Source organism: Vibrio sp. Vf1514, assembly GCF_052076135.1.
Classification (GTDB): domain Bacteria; phylum Pseudomonadota; class Gammaproteobacteria; order Enterobacterales; family Vibrionaceae; genus Vibrio; species Vibrio furnissii.
In genome coordinates this window covers 2,647,383-2,666,265 of the sequence record NZ_CP197267.1, presented here as the reverse complement: position 1 = coordinate 2,666,265, position 18,883 = coordinate 2,647,383, and the positions used below count along the sequence as shown (strand labels likewise).

The 18,883-nt window shown below is 51.7% G+C and carries 15 protein-coding genes and 1 pseudogene; 7 read left to right on the top strand and 9 right to left on the bottom strand.

The window, feature by feature from the left end; all coding sequences use genetic code 11:
• Positions 1-12 precede the first annotated feature (12 nt).
• On the top strand, positions 13-1,905 hold the full coding sequence (gene aceF / locus ACS18Q_RS12320; protein ID WP_004729064.1) for a pyruvate dehydrogenase complex dihydrolipoyllysine-residue acetyltransferase: 1,893 nt from the start codon (positions 13-15) through the stop codon (positions 1,903-1,905).
• Positions 1,906-2,177: 272 nt separating this feature from the next.
• Entirely contained in the window at positions 2,178-3,605 is a 1,428-nt protein-coding gene (lpdA, locus tag ACS18Q_RS12315) for a dihydrolipoyl dehydrogenase (RefSeq protein ID WP_004729062.1), read from the top strand.
• A 118-nt stretch (positions 3,606-3,723) separates the two neighbouring features.
• Here the strand turns inward: lpdA and ACS18Q_RS12310 are convergent.
• A pseudogene (locus ACS18Q_RS12310) lies at positions 3,724-4,345 on the bottom strand (LuxR/HapR/OpaR family quorum-sensing transcriptional regulator).
• A gap of 320 nt (positions 4,346-4,665) precedes the next feature.
• On the opposite strand from ACS18Q_RS12310, the gene hpt reads away from it, so the two are divergent.
• Positions 4,666-5,193, top strand: a complete 528-nt coding sequence (gene hpt / locus ACS18Q_RS12305; protein WP_004729056.1) for a hypoxanthine phosphoribosyltransferase — start codon at positions 4,666-4,668, stop codon at positions 5,191-5,193.
• A 47-nt stretch (positions 5,194-5,240) separates the two neighbouring features.
• On the opposite strand, the gene can is transcribed toward hpt, so the two are convergent.
• A complete protein-coding gene (gene can, locus ACS18Q_RS12300) occupies positions 5,241-5,909 on the bottom strand; it encodes a carbonate dehydratase (RefSeq protein WP_004729053.1) in 669 nt (222 codons plus the stop codon).
• Positions 5,910-6,251: 342 nt separating this feature from the next.
• Between can and ACS18Q_RS12295 the strand changes: the two genes are divergently transcribed.
• Together ACS18Q_RS12295 and ACS18Q_RS12290 are read left to right on the top strand one after the other, a co-directional pair.
• A complete protein-coding gene (locus ACS18Q_RS12295) occupies positions 6,252-7,169 on the top strand; it encodes an ABC transporter ATP-binding protein (protein WP_004729051.1) in 918 nt (305 codons plus the stop codon).
• A 5-nt stretch (positions 7,170-7,174) separates the two neighbouring features.
• Entirely contained in the window at positions 7,175-7,945 is a 771-nt protein-coding gene (locus ACS18Q_RS12290; RefSeq protein ID WP_004729049.1) for an ABC transporter permease, read from the top strand.
• A gap of 74 nt (positions 7,946-8,019) precedes the next feature.
• Here the strand turns inward: ACS18Q_RS12290 and panC are convergent, their stop codons facing one another.
• The 7 genes from panC to sfsA all read right to left on the bottom strand — a co-directional run bounded on the left by panC (position 8,020) and on the right by sfsA (position 13,977).
• Complete coding sequence (panC, locus tag ACS18Q_RS12285; protein ID WP_004729048.1) at positions 8,020-8,901, bottom strand: pantoate--beta-alanine ligase; 882 nt, start codon at positions 8,899-8,901, stop codon at positions 8,020-8,022.
• An 11-nt stretch (positions 8,902-8,912) separates the two neighbouring features.
• Positions 8,913-9,707: a 3-methyl-2-oxobutanoate hydroxymethyltransferase gene (gene panB / locus ACS18Q_RS12280; protein WP_004729046.1), complete on the bottom strand. Its 795-nt coding sequence runs from the start codon at positions 9,705-9,707 to the stop codon at positions 8,913-8,915.
• Positions 9,704-10,213, bottom strand: coding sequence for a 2-amino-4-hydroxy-6-hydroxymethyldihydropteridine diphosphokinase (folK, locus tag ACS18Q_RS12275; RefSeq protein WP_014204468.1), 510 nt, complete (start codon positions 10,211-10,213; stop codon positions 9,704-9,706). The genes panB and folK overlap by 4 nt, the downstream gene beginning before the upstream one ends.
• A complete protein-coding gene (gene pcnB, locus ACS18Q_RS12270) occupies positions 10,210-11,574 on the bottom strand; it encodes a polynucleotide adenylyltransferase PcnB (protein WP_143680352.1) in 1,365 nt (454 codons plus the stop codon). Before pcnB ends, folK begins: the two co-directional genes overlap by 4 nt.
• 90 nt (positions 11,575-11,664) lie before the next feature.
• On the bottom strand, positions 11,665-12,555 hold the full coding sequence (gluQRS, locus tag ACS18Q_RS12265) for a tRNA glutamyl-Q(34) synthetase GluQRS (RefSeq protein WP_143680353.1): 891 nt from the start codon (positions 12,553-12,555) through the stop codon (positions 11,665-11,667).
• Positions 12,556-12,649: 94 nt separating this feature from the next.
• Entirely contained in the window at positions 12,650-13,096 is a 447-nt protein-coding gene (gene dksA, locus ACS18Q_RS12260) for an RNA polymerase-binding protein DksA (RefSeq protein ID WP_004729038.1), read from the bottom strand.
• 125 nt (positions 13,097-13,221) lie between these two features.
• The gene (gene sfsA, locus ACS18Q_RS12255) at positions 13,222-13,977 is read right to left on the bottom strand and encodes a DNA/RNA nuclease SfsA (RefSeq protein ID WP_154180379.1); all 756 of its coding nucleotides are present in this window, start codon (positions 13,975-13,977) and stop codon (positions 13,222-13,224) included.
• A 73-nt stretch (positions 13,978-14,050) separates the two neighbouring features.
• On the opposite strand from sfsA, the gene hrpB reads away from it, so the two are divergent.
• Positions 14,051-16,513 carry an ATP-dependent helicase HrpB gene (gene hrpB, locus ACS18Q_RS12250; protein ID WP_441257123.1) on the top strand — a complete coding sequence of 821 codons (2,463 nt, stop codon included), beginning with the start codon at positions 14,051-14,053 and terminating at the stop codon, positions 16,511-16,513.
• Positions 16,510-18,858, top strand: coding sequence for a penicillin-binding protein 1B (gene mrcB, locus ACS18Q_RS12245; RefSeq protein ID WP_143680355.1), 2,349 nt, complete (start codon positions 16,510-16,512; stop codon positions 18,856-18,858). Before hrpB ends, mrcB begins: the two co-directional genes overlap by 4 nt.
• Positions 18,859-18,883 lie beyond the last annotated feature (25 nt).

The following is an 18,883-nucleotide window of genomic DNA, read 5'->3' as shown; positions in this document are numbered from 1 at the left end:
GGTAGGAAAAGCATGGCTATCGAAATTTACGTACCAGATATCGGTGCAGATGAGGTTGAAGTGACTGAGATTCTTGTCAGCGTAGGCGACAAGGTTGAAGAAGAACAATCTCTGATTACTGTTGAAGGCGACAAAGCTTCTATGGAAGTTCCTGCGTCTCAGGCCGGTATTGTCAAAGAAATCAAAGTTGTGACTGGTGATAAAGTCACAACTGGCTCACTGATCATGGTGTTTGAAGCGGAAGGTGCAGCAGCGGCTGCACCAGCACCTGCGGCGGAAGCAGCACCAGTTGCGGCAGCGCCAGCAGCGGTTGAACTGAAAGAAGTCAACGTACCGGACATCGGCGGTGACGAAGTTGAAGTGACTGAAATCATGGTTGCGGTGGGTGACACCGTGTCTGAAGAGCAGTCGCTGATCACTGTTGAAGGCGACAAAGCGTCAATGGAAGTGCCTGCGCCATTCGCGGGTACCGTGAAAGAGATCAAGATCGCGTCGGGTGACAAAGTGACCACAGGCTCACTGATCATGGTCTTCGAAGTGGCCGGTTCTGGTGCGCCAGCAGCGGCAGCGCCAGCTCAGGCAGCGGCTCCAGCAGCAGCGCCAGCGGTAGCAGCAGATAAAGAAGTTAACGTGCCAGATATCGGCGGCGATGAAGTTGAAGTGACTGAAATCATGGTTGCAGTTGGCGACATGGTGAGCGAAGAGCAATCTCTGATCACTGTGGAAGGCGACAAAGCGTCGATGGAAGTTCCTGCACCATTCGCGGGTAAAGTGAAAGCGATCAAAGTCGCGGCTGGCGACAAAGTGTCGACTGGCTCACTGATCATGGTGTTTGAAGTGGCAGGCGCAGCGCCGGCAGCTGTTTCAGCACCAGCTCAAGCCGCAGCACCTGCAGCAGCGGCACCGAAAGCTGAAGCGCCAGCGGCAGCAGCACCTGCAGCGGCAACCGGCGACTTCCAAGAGAACAATGAGTACGCACACGCGTCACCAGTGGTTCGTCGCTTAGCGCGTGAATTCGGTGTGAACCTGTCTAAAGTGAAAGGTTCAGGTCGTAAGAGCCGCATTCTGAAAGAAGACGTTCAGAACTACGTGAAAGAAGCGCTGAAACGCCTAGAATCAGGCGCAGCATCAGCCGCATCTGGCAAAGGCGACGGCGCAGCACTTGGCCTGCTACCTTGGCCAAAAGTGGACTTCAGCAAGTTCGGTGACACTGAAATTCAGCCACTGTCTCGCATTAAGAAGATCTCTGGCGCGAACCTGCACCGTAACTGGGTGATGATCCCGCACGTGACTCAGTGGGATAACGCAGACATCACAGAACTAGAAGCTTTCCGTAAAGAACAGAACGCGATCGAAGCGAAGAAAGACACTGGCATGAAGATCACGCCACTGGTGTTCATCATGAAAGCGGCTGCGAAAGCGCTGGAAGCATTCCCTGCGTTCAACTCGTCTCTGTCTGAAGATGGTGAAAGCCTGATTCTGAAGAAATACGTGAACATCGGTATCGCTGTTGACACACCAAACGGTCTGGTTGTTCCTGTGTTCAAAGACGTGAACAAGAAAGGCATTTACGAGCTGTCTGAAGAGTTGGCAGTCGTATCGAAGAAAGCACGTGCAGGTAAACTGACGGCGTCTGACATGCAAGGCGGCTGTTTCACCATCTCAAGTCTGGGTGGTATCGGCGGTACAGCATTCACACCAATCGTGAATGCACCAGAAGTAGGTATTCTGGGTGTGTCTAAGTCTGAAATGAAGCCAGTGTGGAACGGCAAAGAATTTGCGCCACGTCTGCAACTGCCACTGTCTCTGTCATACGACCACCGTGTGATCGATGGCGCGGAAGGTGCACGCTTCATCACTTACTTGAACGGTTGCCTGAGCGACATTCGTCGTCTGGTTCTGTAATCGGTTCAAAACACAATAAGGCGGCTCTTTAGCCGCCTTGATTCAAGCATTGTCTTGCAATTTGATGATGGAAAAATTTTTCCCCATTGAATTGTCGTCTAGCTCACAGGCTACATGGATTTACTTTTCACACCATTAACATCTCTGTAAACTGTTACGGTCTGAAAAATAAGCGTTTAAGTCTTTCGTTTTAAGCATTACGTTTTAAACACAAAACAAATAGATAGAACACCCACTCAGCCTGTTAGGGATATTGACTACAAGAGGTCGAAATGAGCAAAGAAATTAAAGCCCAAGTTGTAGTGCTTGGTGCCGGTCCTGCTGGTTACTCCGCTGCATTCCGTTGTGCAGACTTAGGTCTGGACACAGTACTTATCGAACGTTACAACACCCTTGGTGGTGTGTGTCTGAACGTGGGTTGTATCCCATCGAAAGCACTGCTGCACGTTGCGAAAGTGATCGAAGAAGCCAAAGCGTTGGCTGAACACGGTATCGTGTTTGGTGAACCACAAACAGACATCGACAAGATCCGTCTGTGGAAAGAAAAAGTAATTACTCAGTTGACTGGCGGTCTTGGCGGTATGGCGAAGATGCGTAAAGTGAACGTTGTGAACGGTTTTGGTAAGTTCACTGGCCCGAACACCATTGAAGTAGACGGCGAAGATGGCAAAACTGTGGTGAACTTCGACAACGCGATCGTTGCTGCAGGTTCTCGCCCAATCAAACTGCCATTCATTCCTCATGAAGACCCACGCATTTGGGATTCAACAGACGCACTGGAACTGAAAGAAGTCCCAGGAAAACTGCTGATCATGGGCGGTGGTATCATCGGTCTGGAAATGGGGACGGTTTACCACGCACTGGGTTCTCAAATCGACGTGGTTGAAATGTTCGACCAAGTGATCCCAGCAGCCGATAAAGACATCGTGAAAGTCTTCACCAAGCGTATTGCGAAGAAGTTCAACCTGATGCTAGAAACCAAAGTGACTGCGGTTGAAGCAAAAGAAGATGGCATCTACGTTTCGATGGAAGGCAAAAAAGCGCCAGCAGAAGCTGAGCGTTACGATGCAGTTCTTGTGGCAATTGGCCGTGTACCAAACGGTAAACTGCTGGACGCAGAGAAAGCGGGTCTGGAAGTGGATGAGCGTGGCTTCATCAACGTAGACAAGCAAATGCGTACCAACGTGCCTCACATCTTCGCAATCGGCGACATCGTTGGTCAACCGATGTTGGCGCACAAAGGTGTACATGAAGGTCACGTCGCTGCGGAAGTGATTTCTGGTAAGAAACACTACTTCGATCCGAAAGTCATTCCTTCAATTGCTTACACTGAGCCAGAAGTGGCTTGGGTGGGTAAAACTGAAAAAGAAGCGAAAGCAGAAGGCATCAACTACGAAGTGGCAACCTTCCCATGGGCAGCATCAGGCCGTGCAATTGCGTCTGACTGTGCCGATGGTATGACGAAGCTGATCTTCGATAAAGAGACTCACCGTGTGATCGGTGGTGCGATTGTGGGCACGAACGGCGGCGAACTGCTGGGCGAAATCGGTCTGGCAATCGAGATGGGTTGTGATGCAGAAGACATCGCGCTGACCATTCACGCACACCCAACGCTGCACGAGTCTGTTGGCCTTGCTGCCGAAGTGTTTGAAGGTACGATCACTGACCTGCCAAACGCAAAAGCGAAAAAGAAAAAATAATTTTCTAAGCGCTAAATGATAAAAACCGCTGATCACTCAGCGGTTTTTTTATGTCTGTCGCTCGGCCTTTGCGGCAAAAAAATAGCGCCTTGCGGCGCTATGATTCATCAATCTTTGCTTAGTGATCGCGTTTATAGATGCACAGCATGTCGAGGTAGCTCTTCACCAGCTTCTGCATGTAGCCTTCATCGCGTACACGGTTTGCTTGCACGAACAGGGAGTAGCACACGCCATGGAACAGCGTCGCCAGATCATCTGCATCGTGTTGCTCGCATACTTCACCCCGTTCAATCGCTTTTGAGAACATGTTTTTCAGCAGCAGTTGGTTGGTGCGGTTGCTCGACACAAACAGGGGCCACACTTCATCACGGGTGGATGCGCTCCACTCAAACCACACTTTCAGCCAGTGGCAATCGTCATTGGCCAAACGAACCATTTCGCGGGTGATGTTCGCAATGTTGTCTTTTGCGTGCATGTCCAGATCGATGTTGTCGGTCAGGAAGTTGGAGAACTGACGAACCACGTAAGTGAGCACGTCCGTCGTCGACCAAATCTTCGCGCGTTGGGAAATAGTTGAATACGGTCGCGACAGAAACTTGAGCAATTTCTGCGATGTCGGCGTGACCGCCACGACCAATCCCACGATTTGCAAACACTTCCAGCGCGATTTCCATCAACTGAAGTTTACGTTTTTGGGGAGATAGCCGCGTTCTAGGGCGTTTCTCTATCGATGCGTCCATAGTTTTAATCCTTGCCATTTGAGTTGTAGTCTGCGTTTTTTAGTAAACGCTAATGATTATTTTGTTAATTGCTTTGAAAGCCTTATGAGTGTAATTGCGTACATGATTTAGGTCAATGTTTCGCGACTAAAAAATGTGCACATTTACGAAATGCATTTATTTTCAATGTGTTTTATTGAATCAATTTCTCATTAAAACGTAACGTCAGTGAAAGGTTAACACCCATCGTCAGCAATGGTACTATACGCGCCGAAAGCTTTAGCGGCGCTGTCGGTGTGATTTGCAGTGCCAAGTGTCGCTCCAACAAAAACGAGATTGGTATGAAACATACAATTGAAGTAATGATTTCTGAGCAAGAGGTTCAGGAACGTGTCCGCGCACTAGGCCAGCAAATTTCAGATCACTACGCAGGTAGTGAAGATTTGGTTCTGGTCGGTCTGCTGCGTGGTTCTTTTGTGTTTATGGCGGATTTGGCACGTGCCATCAGCCTGACACATCAGGTCGACTTCATGACCGCGTCGAGCTACGGCAACAGCATGGAAAGCTCTCGCGACGTGCGCATCCTGAAAGATCTGGATGACGACATCAAAGGTAAAGATGTGCTGCTGGTGGAAGACATCATTGATACCGGCAACACGCTCAGCAAAGTGAAAGAGATTCTGTCACTGCGCGAACCCAAATCAATTCAGATCTGTACGCTGCTCGACAAACCGTCTCGTCGCGAAGTGCCTGTCGACGTGAAGTGGATTGGGTTTGAAATCCCAGACGAATTCGTGGTGGGCGTGGGCATCGACTACGCACAGAAATACCGTCATCTGCCATACATCGGTAAAGTGATTCCACTTTAAGCCGATTCCGGATGAAAAAAATGCCCACATGATGTGGGCATTTTTTGTTATCGACACAGCAACTTGTGCTGCGGATTTAAAATCTTTTCCATGGCTTTCTTGTAGCTGTCATCCACCATGCCGCGTGAGTTGCAACGCACGCCCAGATATTCCAGACGGCCATCACCGATGCCGTACACCACGCCGTGAATCTCAACGTCTTGTCCACGCTCCCAAGCGTTTTGCAGGATAGTAGAGTTACCCAGATTGTAAACTTGTTCAGCGACGTTGATTTCGGCCAATTTGTCCGAACGGTCGGCTTCTGGCATGTGGTCCAGATACTCGCGGTGTTTGAAGTACAAATCGCGAATATGCAGAATCCAGTTGTTGATCAACCCCAGTTGCGGGTTGTCGATGGATGCGGTCACACCGCCACAACCATAGTGGCCACAGATGATGATGTGCTTCACTTTCAGTACGTCAACCGCGTACTGCACCACAGACAGGCAGTTCAGGTCGGTGTGAATGACCTGGTTGGCCACGTTGCGGTGTACAAACAACTCACCGGAATAGAGGCCGGTTAAGCGCTCTGCGGGTACGCGACTGTCTGAACAACCAATCCATAGAAAGTCCGGATTTTGTCCTTCGGCTAACTTGCTAAAGTATTCAGGACGCTCGGCTTTGATCGACTCTGACCACTTCGAGTTGTTTTCGAATAGTTGTTTAATCTCTGGCATTTTACTTCCCTTAGTTTATAGCCAAGTACCCTCAAGGTGCCTGCTTCAATCCCGAGATGGAACGCGGCGTCTTGAGTCCACTTGGGTATGCTTGCCAACTATACACAATGTCATACGTTCATTCTCTGACAAATTGCTTAACAGACTACTCATCTGAGCAGTTAATGGAAGTAAAATTTTTGCAAGTTTTTGTTTGCAAAAGTGATAACTGAAACAAGGTGAAGAGATCACCTTGTTCACATTAAGGGAATTTAATCCCATCTATTTGCGTTGGAGGGTTGAAAATTGACCTTTTAAGCAGCACATCTAGTCTGTTCGAACAGAAAGAGTTTTTACATTGTTATGTATGCATTAGACATTGAGCAGCTGCGCAAAACCTATGCCGGTGGTTTTGAAGCGCTGAAGGGCGTTAGCCTGACGGTCAATCAGGGCGACTTCTACGCGCTGCTTGGCCCCAATGGTGCCGGTAAGTCGACCACGATTGGCATCATCTCCTCCTTAGTGAATAAAACCTCCGGTACGGTCAAAGTGTTTGGCCACAATATCGATACCCACTTGGAACAAGCCAAACAGCATTTAGGTCTGGTGCCGCAGGAATTTAACTTCAACCCCTTTGAAACGGTTGAACAGATCGTCATGCAGCAAGCGGGCTATTACGGCGTATCGCGCGCACTGGCTAAGGAGCGCGCCAAGAAGTATCTGACTCAGCTTGACCTGTGGGAAAAGCGTGCAGAGCGAGCGCGCAACCTGTCAGGGGGCATGAAGCGTCGCCTGATGATTGCTCGCGCGTTGATGCACGAGCCGCAACTGCTGATTTTGGATGAACCGACCGCCGGGGTCGACATTGAGCTGCGCCGTTCAATGTGGGAATTCCTCAAACAGATCAACGCGCAAGGCATCACCATTATTCTGACCACGCATTATCTGGAAGAAGCAGAGATGCTGTGTCGTCATATCGGCATCATCAACCGAGGTGAGCTGATTGAGAACACCACCATGAAAGGGTTGCTGGGCAAACTGCGCGTGGAAACCTTTATTCTCGATATCGACAGCGAAGAGAAGCTACAGCCGCTTACGGATGTGGTCTCGCAGCGCGTGGTTGATGGTTCGCTGGAGATTGAACTGGAGAAAACGCAAGGCATGAACCATGTGTTTGAGCAGTTGTCGGCGCAGGGCGTCAATGTGATGTCGATGCGTAACAAAGCGAACCGTCTTGAAGAGCTGTTCGTCAGCATTGTTCGCCAGCAGAGCCAGAGGTAATTCGCATGTATCAGATTTATTGGACTGCTTTTCGTAGCTTGCTGCGCAAAGAGATCAACCGTTTTACGCGCATTTGGGTGCAAACACTGGTGCCGCCTGCGATTACCATGAGCTTGTATTTCATCATTTTCGGTAATTTGATCGGGTCTCGCATCGGTCAGATGAACGGCTTTAGTTACATGGAATACATTGTGCCGGGGTTGATCATGATGTCGGTGATCACCAACTCGTACTCCAACGTGGCGTCGTCCTTTTTCAGTGCCAAGTTTCAAAAGAACATTGAAGAGCTGCTGGTGGCGCCGGTACCGAACTACGTCATCATTGCCGGCTATGTGATGGGCGGAGTGGCACGTGGTTTGTTGGTGGGCGCGATGGTGACGTTTGTGTCGCTGTTCTTCGTCGACCTCAGTGTTGACCACTGGGGCATCATTATTGCGACCGTCTTTTTGACGTCCGTGGTGTTTTCGTTGGGCGGCTTGATCAACGCGGTGTTTGCACGCACGTTTGATGACATCTCGATCATTCCTACCTTCGTCCTGACACCGCTGACGTACCTCGGCGGGGTCTTTTACTCGATCAGCTTGTTGCCGGAGTTTTGGCAAGGCGTGTCGAAAATCAACCCGATCGTCTACATGGTTAACGCATTTCGTTATGGCTTCTTAGGCGTGTCGGATGTGAATATTGTCACGTCATTTAGCGTGCTGGGTGTGTTCGTTGTGGCGTTGTACGCCGTGGCGCATTACTTGGTGAGCAAAGGCCGAGGCTTGCGTAGCTAAGCTGCCGCCTTACAAGCCGCTGGCAATAAAAAAGGTCAACCGAGGTTGACCTTTTTTTGTGACTGCCGAAACGATTATTCTTCTTCCGAGTCGTCTTTGCTGTCGCTGGCGAGATCCAAAACCTGATTATCAATCAGGCGGACTTTGCCCAGAAAGGCCGACATCAGAATCACCGCTTGTTTGCTGTCTGCGGAAATTGGCAGCAGCGTACGTGCGTCGCGAATAAAGATTTCATCGGGTTCCAGATCGGCTGCGCGCAGCTGATCCACCGCATCTTCAATGATTGAGTTGTAATCGTCACGGCCGCCACGAATCGCACTGTTGATCCAGCGCATCGTGCGTGCCAGAACAGGCGCACGTTGACGCTCATCGAGTGTCAGCAGGCCATTGCGCGAACTCATCGCTAAACCGTCCATTTCACGCACGGTTGGCACGCCAATCACTTCGATATCGAGACACAAGTCATCCACCATTTGACGAATCACTGCCAGCTGTTGGTAATCTTTTTCACCAAAGCAAGCGACGTTCGGCTGCACAATGTTGAACAACTTACTGACGATGGTGGCCACACCGCGGAAATGGCCCGGGCGAGAAGCACCTTCCAGCATGTGAGACAGCCCTGGGACTTCAACAAACGTTTGTTTATCAAGGCCGTACGGGTACATGATCTCTGGCGTGGGGGTGAAGACGAAATCCACGCCTTCACTGTTGAGTTTGCTTAGATCATCATCCAGCGTACGTGGGTAGTTATTGAGATCATCTGCGCGGTCAAACTGCATTGGGTTGACGAAGATACTCACCACGACCACATCGGCCTGTTCACGGGCTTTACGCACCAGGGTGAGGTGACCTTCGTGCAAATTGCCCATTGTCGGTACGAATGCGACACGGCGACCATCACGCTTGACCTGTTTGAGCTGCTCACGAAGAGCTGCAACATCAGCAAAAGTCTGCATGAAATACTCCTTTAGGCAATAGTATGCGCTTCATCAGGGAATGTACCGTTTGCCACATCTTCCATGTATTTTGCTACGGCTTTACGCATGTCACCTGTTTCAGCGAGAAAGTTTTTCGAGAATTTTGGCATGTAGTTGGCCGAAATTCCGAACATATCGTGCATCACCAGAATCTGACCATCGGTCGCATTGCCTGCGCCAATGCCGATCACGGGCACGTCTAACAGCTGAGTAATCCGTTCAGCCAAAGTGGCTGGAACACATTCCAGCAAAATGATTTGCGCACCGGCTTCTTGTAGCGCCAGAGCGTCTTTCACCATGCGATCCGCTTTTTCTTGCTCGCGGCCTTGCACCTTGTAACCACCAAAAATATTGACGGATTGCGGCGTCAAGCCCAAATGCGCGCACACTGGGATCGCACGTTCGGCAAGGACCTTGACGGTCTCGACCAGCCAATCGCCACCTTCAATTTTGACCATGTTCGCACCAGCGCGCATGATTTTGGCGGCGTTTTCACACGCTTGCTCTGGCGTGGCGTAGCTCATAAATGGCATGTCGGCCATCAGCAGCGAATTCGGGCTGCCTGCACGCACACAGCGCGTGTGGTACGCAATGTCATCAACGGTCACTGGCAAGGTGTCGCTATGGCCTTGCAGCACCATGCCCAGAGAATCGCCCACCAATAACACCGGCATCTCTTGGCTTTCAAAAAGCTGTGCAAAGCTGGCATCGTAAGCGGTCACAGTCGGAACTTTACGACCTTCCTGTTTCCATTTCATCAGGTCGTTAATGGTGATTTTTTTCATTCGTTGTCCTTACTAGGCGTTGGCGTCTGCCAAATACTGAGCCCATTGAGAGGAACGCTCTCTAGCAGCGTCGGCAACGCAGTCCCATCCGGGAGTTGTAAATTTGGTGCGATCTCGGCGAGCGGGTAGAGCACGAACTCACGTACTTTCATTCCGTAATGGGGAATGATTAGCCGCTCCGATTCCATCACCTCATTGCCATAAAGCACGATATCTAAGTCGAGTGTTCTTGGGCCCCAACGTTCGGCTTTACGGACACGCCCATGTTCCTGTTCAATCGCTTGGGTGCAATCGAGCAGTTCCAGTGGCGTTAATTCAGTCTCAATGGCCACCACCGCATTAATGTAATCCGGCTGATTCTGTGGGCCCATTGGTGTGCTGCTATACAGCGACGAAGCCGCGATAAATCGCGACTTCGGGACAGATTTTAGTGCTTCGATGGCTTGCCTTGCCTGAGTCACAGGGTCGCTGAGGTTACTGCCTACGGCGATATATGCGGTGATCATGACGAGGTCTTGCTCTTCTTCTTGCGTGGCGATGGCTTGCGACGACGCGGGGTCGATGAGGTTTTTGCGCCCCCATCTAAATCCAGCACCATGGCCTGACGCATGTTGCGACCTGCGCTTTGGAAGGTTTCCCACCAGCCAGCCAGCAGTTTGGTTTCACCGTCTTCCACTTCCCCGCGCATTTCCAGAAAATCGAATCCGGCGCGGAACTTGTTTAGCTCCATCAGGCGGAAAGCGCGTTTCCCGGTGCGGCGTGGCAGACGCAGTTGCAATTGCCAAATTTCACGAATGGTCGCGGTGTGGCGACGCGGAATCGCAATGCTTTTCACCACGTCATCGAGAATGCGGTTGCTCGCTTCCATCACGGCATCGTATTCGCTGAAATGGTCGAATTCCATCAGCTCATCGGCAATCTTCAGCATGGGGTACCACAACATGGCGGCAAACATAAACGCCGGATTGACGCGTTTGCCTTCTTCCATGCGCTGATCGGTGGAATCCAGCGCCAAATCTAGCATCTGTTCGGTTTGCGACGAGTAATCGTCGGTAAAGTGACGCGCAATGGTCGGAAACAGTTGTTGGAATAGGTTGTACTCACGCATCAGGTGGTACGTTTCCAAGCCGTAACCCGATTGCAGCATCTTGAGCGATTCTTCGTACAGACGCGCGGCCGGAATGTCGCGTAGCAGCGGCGCTAAGTGTTCGATTGGCGCCGCTGTCTCTTCTTCGATGTCGAAGTCGAGTTTGACGGCAAAGCGAATCGCACGCAGCATGCGCACCGGATCTTCGCGGTAGCGGGTTTCCGGATCGCCAATCAGACGGATCAGCTTGTCGTCCATGTCTTCCATGCCGCCTGCATAGTCGTGAATGCTGTAATCGGCAATGTTGTAGTACATGGCGTTGATGGTGAAATCACGACGTTCGGCATCTTCATCGATGGTGCCGTAGACGTTATCACGCAGCAGCATGCCGGCTTCAGATTGCGAGGCAATCTGTTTGTTGTTTTCTTGGTGGTGACCGCGGAAGGTCGCCACTTCAATAATATCGCGGCCGAACATAATGTGTGCCAGACGAAAACGGCGCCCGATCAGGCGACAGTTACGAAACAGCTGGCGAATTTGTTCGGGAGTGGCATTGGTGGCCACATCAAAATCTTTGGGCTTTCCACCCAACAGTAAATCACGCACACCGCCGCCGACCAGATACGCCTCGAAGCCCGCACCATGAAGGCGGTACAACACTTTTAACGCATTCTCGCTGATATGCTGACGAGACACGTTGTGCTCTTGGCGCGTGATGATATTCAAATCTAAATCTGGATATACGCGATGTTTGCTTGGTTCTAAGTCGTTGTTATTCATGTGCATCTGACATTGATTGGTGTTGCCTATTCAAGCGTGTTTCTGCACGTAATGTGGCTTAAATGGGCCGAATTTGCGGCTAATAATAGCTTACACAACGCCATTTGAGAATCGTGGTGTGATCTCGGTCTCGACTGGCAGCTGTGCAATCCGCCAGTTTTGGCATCCCCATGCGATGATTTCATCAACGCGTCCATCCATAAATTTTTCATTAATATCAAAGCCTAAGAACTTCATGGCGTGAATTAACGTTGGCTTTGGATCGGCGGGATTAATCGCCGTGGCGTGATTCTGTTTTGAGAGTTTATTCCCGTTGCCATCCATCGCCAAAGGCAAATGTAGGTAGCTTACTGGGTTTTGTTTTAAAGTGTGATACAAACTGATTTGTCGCCCGGTGGGCTCAATCAAATCGGCTCCTCGCACCACTTCGGTCACGCCTTGGTCGATGTCATCTAACACGACGGCCAAATTATAGGCAAACAAGCCATCCCGACGTTTGATGATGAAATCTTCTTCAGCCAACGCTGAAGGTATCGTGATTTCCCCATGTTTCAAATCGATGAACGAATACACCGGATTGTCCATGCGCAGGCGAATGGCGCAGTCTTGGCTCAGCGGCAACTGCTTATCGCGGCATGTGCCGGGGTAGAAGCCACCTGCGGCTTTGATTTGTTTACGGGTGCATTGGCAATAATACGCTTGACCTGAATCTACCCAGTGCTCAATTTGGCCCTGATACAACGCATGGCGTTGGCTTTGATACACCACTTCACCATCCCAGTGCAGGTGATACGCGTCCAGCGCCTGTAAGATCCAGTCGGCAGCGCCGGGCATTTCTCGCGGTGGATCCAAATCTTCGATGCGAACCAGCCATTGCCCGTGTTGGGATTTAGCCTGAAAGTAGCTGCCGAGTGCAGCAATCAGTGAACCGAAATGCAGGGGACCCGACGGTGAGGGGGCGAAACGACCAATGTAACTCATAGGATTGCAATTTGTGACCAGTGACTCTCAAGTGTAACCTGCGAAGAAAATAAAAAGGGAGCTTTTTGCTCCCTTTTTCTCATCTGACGGGTAATTAACCCAGCATCTGTTTCTCTTTGATTTCTGCAAGCGTTTTACAGTCGATACAAAGGTCGGCCGTAGGACGAGCTTCAAGACGACGGACTCCGATCTCAACCCCACAAGATTCACAGAAGCCAAAATCATCTTCTTTGATTTTGTCTAACGTCTTTTCAATCTTCTTGATCAAACGGCGCTCACGGTCACGGTTACGCAGTTCTAGGCTGAACTCTTCTTCCTGAGAAGCGCGGTCAACTGGATCGGGGAAGTTTGCTGCTTCGTCCTGCATGTGGTGCACGGTACGGTCAACTTCTTCTCTGAGCTGGTTGCGCCAAGCTTCTAAAATTTTTGTAAAATGAGCGATCTGCTCAGGTGACATGTACTCTTCACCTGGTTTTTCTTGATACGGCTCAACACCTGCAATGGCTAGGATGCCTAGCGTTTTCTTTTTGGATTCTGGCATACAGCATCTCCTACTAACACCTAGTCAACTGCGAGAGCAGTCAATTTAAGGCGGGTATCTATAGCAAAAAGAAGTTGGCGAGGCAAATACTCAATTATAAAGTTATCGTCAATGTGAAGGCGCCATCAATTTTTTGGCGATTGATGCGCAAATTCGATTGAGGACACTAATCGGATGCCACACTCGGAAAGCTCTGCTTTGTAACACAAAACTTCCACTCCGGCTTCTTGAGCCATTATTAACAATTGTGAATAGTTCGCGTCTATATGGTGCGCTGGGGCGACTTTTTCAATCCCTGAATGCAAAACAGCAAACAAAAGTACTGCTCTGCTTCCATTTTTTGCCACTTCTGCCAGCTCTCGTAAATGTTTCTGGCCTCGAGTTGTGACCGCATCGGGAAAGTAACCTTGACCTTTGCATTGATTTTCCTCACCCGATATCCCGGCTCGCTCATCCAAAAGGGTGACGCTTTTCACTTCTATATAACAGTTTGGACCGGATTCTGAGTTGAGCAAGATATCAATGCGGCTATTTTCGTTGCCATATTTCACTTCGGTTCGCAGTTGGTCATAGCCCTGCAATTCCGTAATGGTGCCATCTTGAATGGCTTCGACGACCAATGTGTTGGCGCGTGCGGTGTTGACGCAGATGCGATGGCCGCGCGCGGTCTGGGTGATTTCCCAACTGTGGGCGTACTTGCGCTTTGGGTTGTCGGAGGTGGAATACCACACGGTGCTGCCCGGTTCGGCACAGCCCGTCATCGCGCCCGTGTTGGCACAATGCATGGTCAGTAGGTCGCCGTTTGGCAGGGTGACATCGGCCAGAAAACGTTTGTAGCGCTGAATCAGCGTTGCGGATTGAAGCGGTGGGGAAAACTGCATAAGAGACTCGGTTTCGCTTTGATTACTGTTTTTATGTACAATACCGGCGCCATTTAAACACAAGGATATCGTCTTGTCACAATTGCCCATCGAAGCTGTGATTCCCGAGCTACTTGCTGGGATTCAGCGCTCCCCTCAGGTGATCCTCAAAGCCGCCCCCGGTGCCGGTAAGTCGACCCATTTCCCGTTAGCGCTCCTCAACGCCAACCTCGTGGAGGGCAAGATCGTGATGCTGGAACCGCGGCGTTTGGCGGCACGCAACATCGCGCGTTATCTGGCGCAGCAACTCGGCGAAAGTGTGGGGGACACGGTGGGGTATCGCGTGCGCGGTGAAACACGCGTGAGCGCCAATACGCGGCTGGAGATTGTGACCGAAGGGATCATGACTCGCATGATTCAACACGATCCGGAACTCAATGGCATCGATGCGTTGATTTTCGATGAATTTCACGAGCGTAGCATTCACGCCGACACCGCATTGGCGTTTAGCTTAGAAGTGCAGGCGGCGCTGCGCGACGATCTCAAAATCATCGTCATGTCGGCGACTTTAGAGCAAGACGCATTGCAAACGTTGTTGCCGATGGCGACTTACGTCGAATCTCACGGTCGCAGTTATCCGGTGGCGGTGCGCTATCAGGCGCTGAAACAAGGTGAGCCGCTGGTGGCGAGCATGGAAAAGCAGATTCGTCAGCTACTCGCGCAGGAAAATGGTTCACTGCTGGCTTTCTTACCGGGCGCGGCCAGTATCACTCAGTTGACTCAGGCTTTAGGCGATTTAGCAGACGATATCGATGTGTGTCCGCTGTTTGGGCAGTTGAATTTTGCTGAGCAGCAAAAAGCCATTGCGCCGACACCAAACGGGCGGCGCAAAGTGGTGTTGGCGACCAACATCGCTGAAACGTCCTTGACCATTGAAGGCATTCGCATCGTGCTCGACAGCGGGTTAGAGCGCCGCGCGCGATTTGATTTGAAAACCGGGATTACGCGTTTGGAACAGGTACGAATTGCGCAATCGTCAGCCGAGCAACGTACTGGCCGAGCCGGACGCCTTGCGCCGGGCGTGTGTGTGCGTTTGTACAGTGAAGCGCAGCTCAAACAGCAACCGGTGGTGCCAGTGGCGGAGATTGTGCAAAGCGATTTAGCCCCATTGGCGTTGGAACTGGCGCAATGGGGCGCACAAGAAGCAACGGATTTACAGTGGCTGGATGTGCCGCCCGCTGTCGCGATGGCTCAGGCTCGCCGTTTGCTGCATACGCTGGGGCTGATGGATGAGCGAATGCAACTGACGGCTCAAGGCAAAGCTGCGCACCATTTGGGTGTGGAGCCTCGGATTGCGGCGATGCTACTGACCGCGCAGCAACTTGGCCCGGTGCACCTGCAAAGTGCATTGGCGCTGGCCGCGCTGCTGGAAGAGCCCGAACGTCAGGTACTGGATGTGCAGCACAGTCTGCACCGTTGGCAACAGGGCAAACATTCGAAGGCGCGCCCGATGGCTCAACGCGCCACAGCATTGGCGCATAAGCTCGATGACGGGTTTGATCTGCGCCGCGTCGACAGCACGCTGCTGGCTGTGGTGGCGTGTTTAGCGTTTCCCGATCGTATCGCGCAGCAACGCGGTCAACACGGTCAATTCTTGCTGGCCAATGGTCACGGCGCGTTTGTGGCCGATGATCAGCCGCTGGCGGGCAGCGATGCGCTGATTGCACTGGATTTAATGCGCGGTCATCAGCAATCGAGCCAAATCTTTTCGGCCTTAGCGTTGGATATGGTTCAACTGGAACAGCAGTGCCCTCACTTATTTAGCGAGCAAGAGCGGGTGGATTGGGATGAGAAAGCGGGCCGTTTGGTGGCCGAAATGCAGTGGCGATGCGGACAACTGGTGATTCGTCGTCAGGCCTTGCCGGCGCCAAATCAACAAAAAATGACGCAAGCTTTGCTCAACTATGTCGAGCGTAAAGGCCTTTCGGTATTAAATTGGACTCAGGCCAGTCTCGACTGGCTGACACGGGTACGTTGTGCGGCCGAATGGTTGCCTGAGGAAAACTGGCCTGATATGGATGACGAAGCGCTGCGCCACCAGCTGTCTGATTGGCTAGAACCGTATTTAGCCGGTATCAGTTCGGTGAAAGAATTAAATAAAGTGCCGCTGATGGACGCCTTGATCACCCGTTTAGGCTGGCCATTAAGCCAACAACTTGACGAGTGGCTGCCCACGCATCACGCTTTGCCGACCGGCACCTCCAAGCGTATTCGCTATCAGCTCGGTATGGAACCGGTGCTGTCGGTGCGCATGCAGGAAGTGTTCGGTGAGAAAAGCACGCCCTTGATTGCCAAAGGTACCAAGGCGATTGTGATGGAGTTGCTCTCTCCCGCTCAGCGTCCGCTGCAAGTAACCCGCGATTTAGCGGGCTTCTGGCGCGGTGCGTACAAAGACGTGCAAAAAGAAATGAAAGGGCGTTACCCAAAACACGTGTGGCCGGATGATCCTGCCAATCACAGTGCGACGACCAAAACCAAGCGACAACTGAATTCATGACCAAGAAAAGCGAATCCCCAAAGAAACGTACACCGGCCAAAAAACGTACGCCGCGTAAATCCCCGTCAGCCAAACCCACCCGTTCACGCACGTGGTTAAAGCGTTTGTGGAGCTTGGGCTGGAAGGTTGGTCTGGCGCTGGCCGCGGTGCTGGTGTTTACCGGTATCTATCTCGACAGCATGATCAAGCAGCGCTTTGAAGGGCAACTGTTTGATCTGCCGACCGTGGTGTACGCTCGAATTCTGACCCTCGAACCGGGCAGTGACATCAGCATCAAACAGATGCGTAATGAGCTGGATGTGCTCAATTATCGCAAAGTGAGTCAGCCGCGCTATGCCGGTGAATACTCGGCTTCGTCAACTCGCATCGAACTGATTCGTCGTCCGTTTGAGTTCGCCGATGGGCCGGAGCCGGATCGCCATGTGATGCTCATGTTTGATGACAGTGGGTTGACCCGCATTCAGTCACTGGAAAAACGGGGTGATCTTGGCTACTTGCGCATTGAGCCGAAAATGCTAGGCATGCTAGAAAAAGACATGCAGGAGCAGCGCTTGTTCCTGCGCCGTGAACAGTTCCCGGAAGTGATGATCGATGCGCTGCTCACCACCGAAGATCGCAACTTCTATCAGCATGATGGTGTGTCACCGATGGCGATCGCACGTGCGATGGTGGCCAACGTCAAAGCGGGCCGCACCGTGCAGGGCGGCAGTACGTTGACTCAGCAGTTGGCGAAAAACATTTTCTTATCCAGCGATCGCACCTTGTGGCGTAAATTGCGTGAAGCCTATATGGCGCTGATCATCGATTATCGCTACAGCAAAGATCGCATTCTGGAAGCCTACCTCAACGAAGTATATCTGGGCCAAAACGGTAAAGAAGCCGTGCACGGTTTTGGCTTGGCGTCGCGCCTCTACTTTGGCCAGCCGCTGCAAGAATTGCGTATTGACCAGCTCGCGTTATTAGTTGGTATGGTGAAAGGCCCGTCCTACTACAACCCGATGCGTTTCCCTGAACGTGCCAAAGAGCGTCGTGATTTGGTGCTTAAGCTGATGATGGACCAAGATATTCTGACCGCCAAACAGTATGAGCAAGCGGTGACGCGTCCGTTGGATGTGCAAAAGCATGCGCGCATTGCCAGCCGTCAGCCAGCGTACTTCCAGCAGTTGTCGATTGAACTCAAGCAAAAACTCGGTGATGTGTTTAAATCCGATACCGGGCTGCGTGTGTTTACGTCGCTCGACCCGGTATCGCAAGCCAAGCTCGAAGCCGCGGTTGAAAATCAGGTGCCGATTTTGGCGCGCACCGCTGGCAAAGAGTTGGAAGCGGCAGCGATTGCGGTGGATCGCAATAGCGGTGAAATTCGTGCCATGGTGGGCGGTAAACGCACCGGATACGACGGTTTTAACCGCGCGCTCAATGCCAGTCGTCCGATTGGTTCATTGGTGAAACCCGCGGTGTATTTGACCGCACTGGCGCAGCCGGAAAAATACAATTTGGCGACCACCTTGATGGACAAGCCGATTTCCCTGCAAGGCAGCGAAGGCACCGTGTGGAGCCCGCGCAACTTTGATCGCCAGTTCCGAGGTGAAGTGCCGTTATACATCGCGCTGGCCAAATCGCTCAACGTGCCGACCGTGCAATTGGGCATGCAACTGGGCATTGAAAATGTGTCGAAGACGCTGGAGAAACTGGGCGTGAATCGTAATGAAATTCGTCCGGTGCCTTCGATGTTCCTCGGGGCGTTCTCTTTGACGCCATATCAAGTGGCGCAAATGTTCCAAACCGTGACGAACTCTGGCAAGAAAGCGCCGTTGTCGGCACTGCGCAGTGTGCTCGATTTGCAAGGCAATGTGCTGTATCAATCGATCCCGAAAGTGTCCCAAGCGGTCGATCAACAAGCGGCATGGCTAACGACGTACGCGATGAAGCGCGGCGTGATGGAAGGCACGGGGCGTTACCTCAACAACCAATTTGCGTGGGCAGCACTGGCGGGGAAAACCGGCACCAGTAATGATAGTCGCGACAGTTGGTTTGTTGGCGTGGATGGCCGCGAAGTGACCACGATTTGGCTGGGAAGAGACGATAACCAACCGACCAAATTAACCGGCGCCAGCGGCGCGCTGCGCGTCTATGCTGATTACCTGCGCTACCGCATTCCGGAAAAGCTGGTGTTGCCGTGGCCGCAAGGCATCACCACTGTGGGTTTCTCTCCTTCACGTGACGGCGGCTTGGAGCTTGATTGCAACAACGATTTCAAACTGCCAGTGTGGGATGTGTCCGGCAGTTGGAAAAAACAGTGTGAGAACCGCCCCACAGAGTGGTTGAAAAAACTCTTTGAGTGGTGATTGAGCCCGTTTATAGTGTTTTGAT